The following is a 4,285-nucleotide window of genomic DNA, read 5'->3' on the forward strand; positions in this document are numbered from 1 at the left end:
TGAGTCACCTGGAAATTATTGGCTCTATCGTTGCTATGCTAAATAAGGGCGGGAAGGGCCAGCTTGCGGAAGCTGTCGAATCCGAGGCTGAGCTGTATCGGTCTCTCACCGGCGGGGGCAACGATTCCCATACAACGGCGCTGCTTTATGGCGGTGGACCCGCGTTGACCAATTCGGCCGGCGTACCCTGGACCGCGGCTTACATCGACACGATCGGCGAACCGACGGCCGATCTGCGCTCGAACATCGCGGCAGAGGCCCGGGCGAAAATTGTTTACGAGCGGCTGATCAATGTCACAGACGATCCGGGCATCCAGGAGGCGCTGGGCTTTCTGATGACGCGCGAAATCGCCCACCAGAAGTCCTTCGAAAAAGCGCTGCACTCGATCCAACCGAACTTTCCGCAGGGCAAGTTACCGGGCGTGCCCGAGTTCACGAGCGTCTACTACAACATGTCGAAGGGCGAAGATATCCGCGGCCCGTGGAACGAAGGCGGCGACTGGAAGTTCGTTGAAGATCCGCAGCCGGCGGTAGATGGTGGCGACGGACTCGCAACAGTTGGCGTAACTGAGGCCGATATCGAGGTCCTGCAGGCGATGGCATCCCGTACGGCTTCAGACGTCAACGCTGATCCGACAACCGGCGCGGACCTCGGCGCAGGTTTGGCGACTGCAGCTAAGTAAGATCGATCGCATAGTAGCTGCATGAGATCTCGCTCGAAAGATGGCCCGCCTATCGGGCCATCCGACTCTCACCGCGACAACACGTTGCCGACAAGCACGGCATTGAATGCTTAACCATTGCTTATCGAAGACACTAGCGACCAGGCGTGGGTGACTTATGTTCCGCGTGGGTCGCCACTCTCTCGCGCAGCATTTCTTCCTCTACCACCCACGGGCCGGTGGTCAAGATTCCTAAGTGCAAGCTTCCCTCGAACCGCCTTCTACCCATAGCGCGTAGGTGCGATCGGGTTTCGCCCTTCTTTGATTCCCGATCCACGGCTCACCTCCAGATACAAGAACGATAGCCCAGTGATGGTCGGTCAGGGAAAGCGCCGCCTGCGAACTGCTGTAGATCGCAAGGGCTAATATTGTCAGCCGGGTATTGAAGGTTATGGCATATCGATTGCTCTAACGAAGGGCCAGTAGGTTGTTCTACCCCGAACCCGGTGCGCAGGGTCTTGCGTATGTGCATCCAACCCATTTCTAACTGAGTAGTCGACACACCATGGATTTCGAATCGTTCGCAGCGTCGCCGCGCATTACAACGATGATCAAGCTAGATCACACCCATGTACTAGCAGCTTTTCATCGATATCGAACGGACGCGCCGCATTGGCGCAAGGCGGCAATCGTCAACACTATCTGTGCCGCCCTCGAGATTCATGCGCAGCTCGAGGAAGAAATCTTCTATCCTGCGCTTCGCGCTGCAAACCCGACCGCGATAACGCTCGACAAAAGCGTCCCGGAACATGATGCGATGCGTGAAAGCATCGCGAAGCTCCGGGCGACGGAGCCCGACTCAACCGCTTACGATGACACGCTGATGGAGCTGATGCGCGAAGTACTCCATCACGTAGCTGATGAGGAAACCATCTTGCTGCCGATGGCCGAACAAAGCCTTGGGCACGACCTTCGGCGCTTGGGCGCTAGGATGAACACTCGCCGGGCGCAGCTCGTCGCCAGCCGTCCGGCCGAGCTAGCAATCAATAGCGCTGGAGCATTTCCCGTTCTTACATTGTCGCTGGTGGGCGCGGCGGCACTAGCGCTGGTTTCGGCTTTGCGCGCCCGCACGCGCCCACCGCGCCATTTCCAATGAAATCAGCCTTCATTTTTGATCTCGATGGCACCCTCATTGACAGCGTCTACCAACACGTGATCGCGTGGAGCGAAGCGCTGACGAGCGAAGGGCTGAGCCTACCTGTCTCCAAAATCCACCGCAAGATCGGCATGAGCGGCGAGCTGTTTGCGAAGCAGCTCCTGCGCGAAATCGGTGGCGACATCGACCTAGAGCGCGTTAAGCGCGTCAAAAAAGGCCAGAGTGAAGCGTTCGACCGGTTGAATGGCCAGATTCAGCCGCTTCCAGGCGCCCGTGCGCTCCTCCTTGCATTAACCGGGGCTCAAATACCGTGGGCGATCGCTACGAGCGGCAGCCCCGAAGCGACCTCCTCGAGCTTGGAAAAGCTCGGCCTAGATTCATCGCAAACGATGGTGCTCACGGGTGATGATGTCGAGCACGGCAAACCCGAACCAGATCTCTTCCTGGCGACCGCCGAGCGCCTTGGCGTTCCGATTGAGCGCGTGTACATCGTTGGCGACAGCGTATGGGACCTGCTCGGGGCGCGTCGATGCCATGCGTTGGGAGTAGGACTGAGATCAGGCGGCGTTGGCGACGAGGAACTCCAGAGAGCCGGCGCGATTCGTGTGTACGAGGATCCCGCCGATCTACTGGACCATTTGGATGAGCTGGCGACGCATCCGAAATAACGGCCTTATCCGAAGGCAAGCCTCGAGGAGCAGTGGGGGCCGGCAACAGCGTACATGTGGGGAGGGATTCGGGGCACTTCATCGAGTACCCCACTTTTTTGTCGCGAAGGCACGGAGCTCAAGCCTTGCTAGACCGCTGACGCTCGTCGCTTCGTGGTTTTCCATCCCTTCATACGCCTCGGAACATCCGATCATTTACATCATCGCCGCGCTGCTCGAGCGGTGCTACACCGCCAACTTCCAAACGAGAACATTGGATACTGCGGGGCCGCCCAGCGTTTCACGAAAGCGGTCTCTGCAAACAGACACCACCTCATTGGATTTTCCGTCGTTTCGTGAAGGTAGCAACGCCACGTCGGACACCGACGTGGCTCCCGCGCCGGCACGACCGTTCAATGTCACGTCGGCCAGCGATTGCGACGGGGCCATCACCGCTCTTCGTGTCCGCTACGGCTTGAGGACAACCTTGATGCAGCCGTCCTCCTTGTCGCGGAATGTCTTATACATGCCCGGTCCATCTTCCAGCGGAACCGTGTGGGTGATCACAAATGATGGATCGATCTGGCCCTCCTGAATTCGATGTAGTAAATCGTCTGTCCATCGATTCACATTCGTCTGACCCATTTTCCATGTCAACCCTTTGTTCATCGAGGCGCCAAACGGTATCTTGTCGATCAAGCCGCCATAGACACCTGGCACGGACAGGATGCCCGCAGGACGGCATACGTAAATCATTTCTCTCAGTACGTGAGGGCGATCGCTCTCCAGCATGACGGCCTGTTTGACGCGGTCATACATGGCATCAAACGATCGAGTGGCATGAGATTCCATGCCCACCGCATCAATACATTTCTCCGGACCCTTACCATTGGTCAATTCTTTCAAGCGGTCAAGCACGCTTTCCTCTCCAAAGTTAATTGTGATTGCGCCGCCCTCCCTTGCCATCGCGAGCCGTTCGGGCACCCGGTCGATCACTACAACCTGCTTCGCCCCGAGCAGCACAGCACTGCGGATCGCCATCTGACCAACCGGTCCGGCACCCCATATCGCGACGGTATCATCGGGCTGGATATCGCAATTGACCGCCGCCTGCCAGCCAGTCGGGAAAATATCGCCCAAAAACAAGACCTGCTCGTCAGTCAGACCATCGGGGATTTTCACGTGGGTGGTGTCGGCCATCGGTACGCGAACGTATTCGGCTTGCCCTCCGGCGTACCCACCGGTCAAATGGGAGTACCCAAAAAGCCCGGCCGTCGTGTGGCCAAACACTTTTTCGGCCTTCTCCTTGTTGCGATTGCTTCGCTCGCAGACAGAGAAGTTTCCGCGCTTGCACTGGTCGCACTCACCGCAGAATATGGTAAAGGGAATGACGACCCGATCGCCTACCCCGAGCACTTGGTTATCCTTACCGACCTCGACTACTTCTCCCATGAATTCATGGCCCATAATGTCGCCACTTTCCATAGTCGGCATGAAGCCATCAAACAAATGCAGATCCGACCCGCAAATCGCGCAGGTCGAAACTTTGATGATTGCGTCGCGCCCTTCCTCGATGATTGGATCCGCGACCGTGTCGCAACGGATATCGTGCTTGCCATGCCAACGAAGCGCTCTCATTTTTAGCTCCTGATTAACGATGTGCCGAGGCTCGTTGGGAAAGGGCCCGAAGGATCACGCTCGACCCAGTCTATTCAGCAATGACTATTCCAACTACGTCGTTACCAGGTGTCCGTTGCCATGATCGAAGGCCGCGATGATTGTCGACCACGGCGTACTGTCGTCCGAAGAGCAGCCAGAAG

4 protein-coding genes are annotated in these 4,285 nt (G+C 57.6%); 3 read left to right on the forward strand and 1 reads right to left on the reverse strand.

Annotated features, from left to right (window positions below):
- The 3 genes from WCA53_RS27070 to WCA53_RS27080 form a co-directional block, all read left to right on the forward strand.
- Positions 1–683: manganese catalase family protein (locus tag WCA53_RS27070; protein WP_423917934.1), on the forward strand; the 683-nt coding region annotated here is incomplete at its 5' end.
- 544 nt (positions 684–1,227) lie between these two features.
- The gene (locus tag WCA53_RS27075; RefSeq protein WP_423917937.1) at positions 1,228–1,818 is read left to right on the forward strand and encodes a hemerythrin domain-containing protein; all 591 of its coding nucleotides are present in this window, start codon (positions 1,228–1,230) and stop codon (positions 1,816–1,818) included.
- A complete protein-coding gene (locus tag WCA53_RS27080; protein WP_423917940.1) occupies positions 1,815–2,486 on the forward strand; it encodes an HAD family hydrolase in 672 nt (223 codons plus the stop codon). Before WCA53_RS27075 ends, WCA53_RS27080 begins: the two co-directional genes overlap by 4 nt.
- Before the next feature lie 447 nt (positions 2,487–2,933).
- On the opposite strand, the gene WCA53_RS27085 is transcribed toward WCA53_RS27080, so the two are convergent.
- Complete coding sequence (locus tag WCA53_RS27085; RefSeq protein ID WP_423917943.1) at positions 2,934–4,103, reverse strand: zinc-dependent alcohol dehydrogenase; 1,170 nt, start codon at positions 4,101–4,103, stop codon at positions 2,934–2,936.
- Between the last annotated feature and the right edge of the window lie 182 nt (positions 4,104–4,285).

The organism is Caballeronia sp., assembly GCF_049581465.1.
Lineage (GTDB): Bacteria > Pseudomonadota > Gammaproteobacteria > Burkholderiales > Burkholderiaceae > Caballeronia.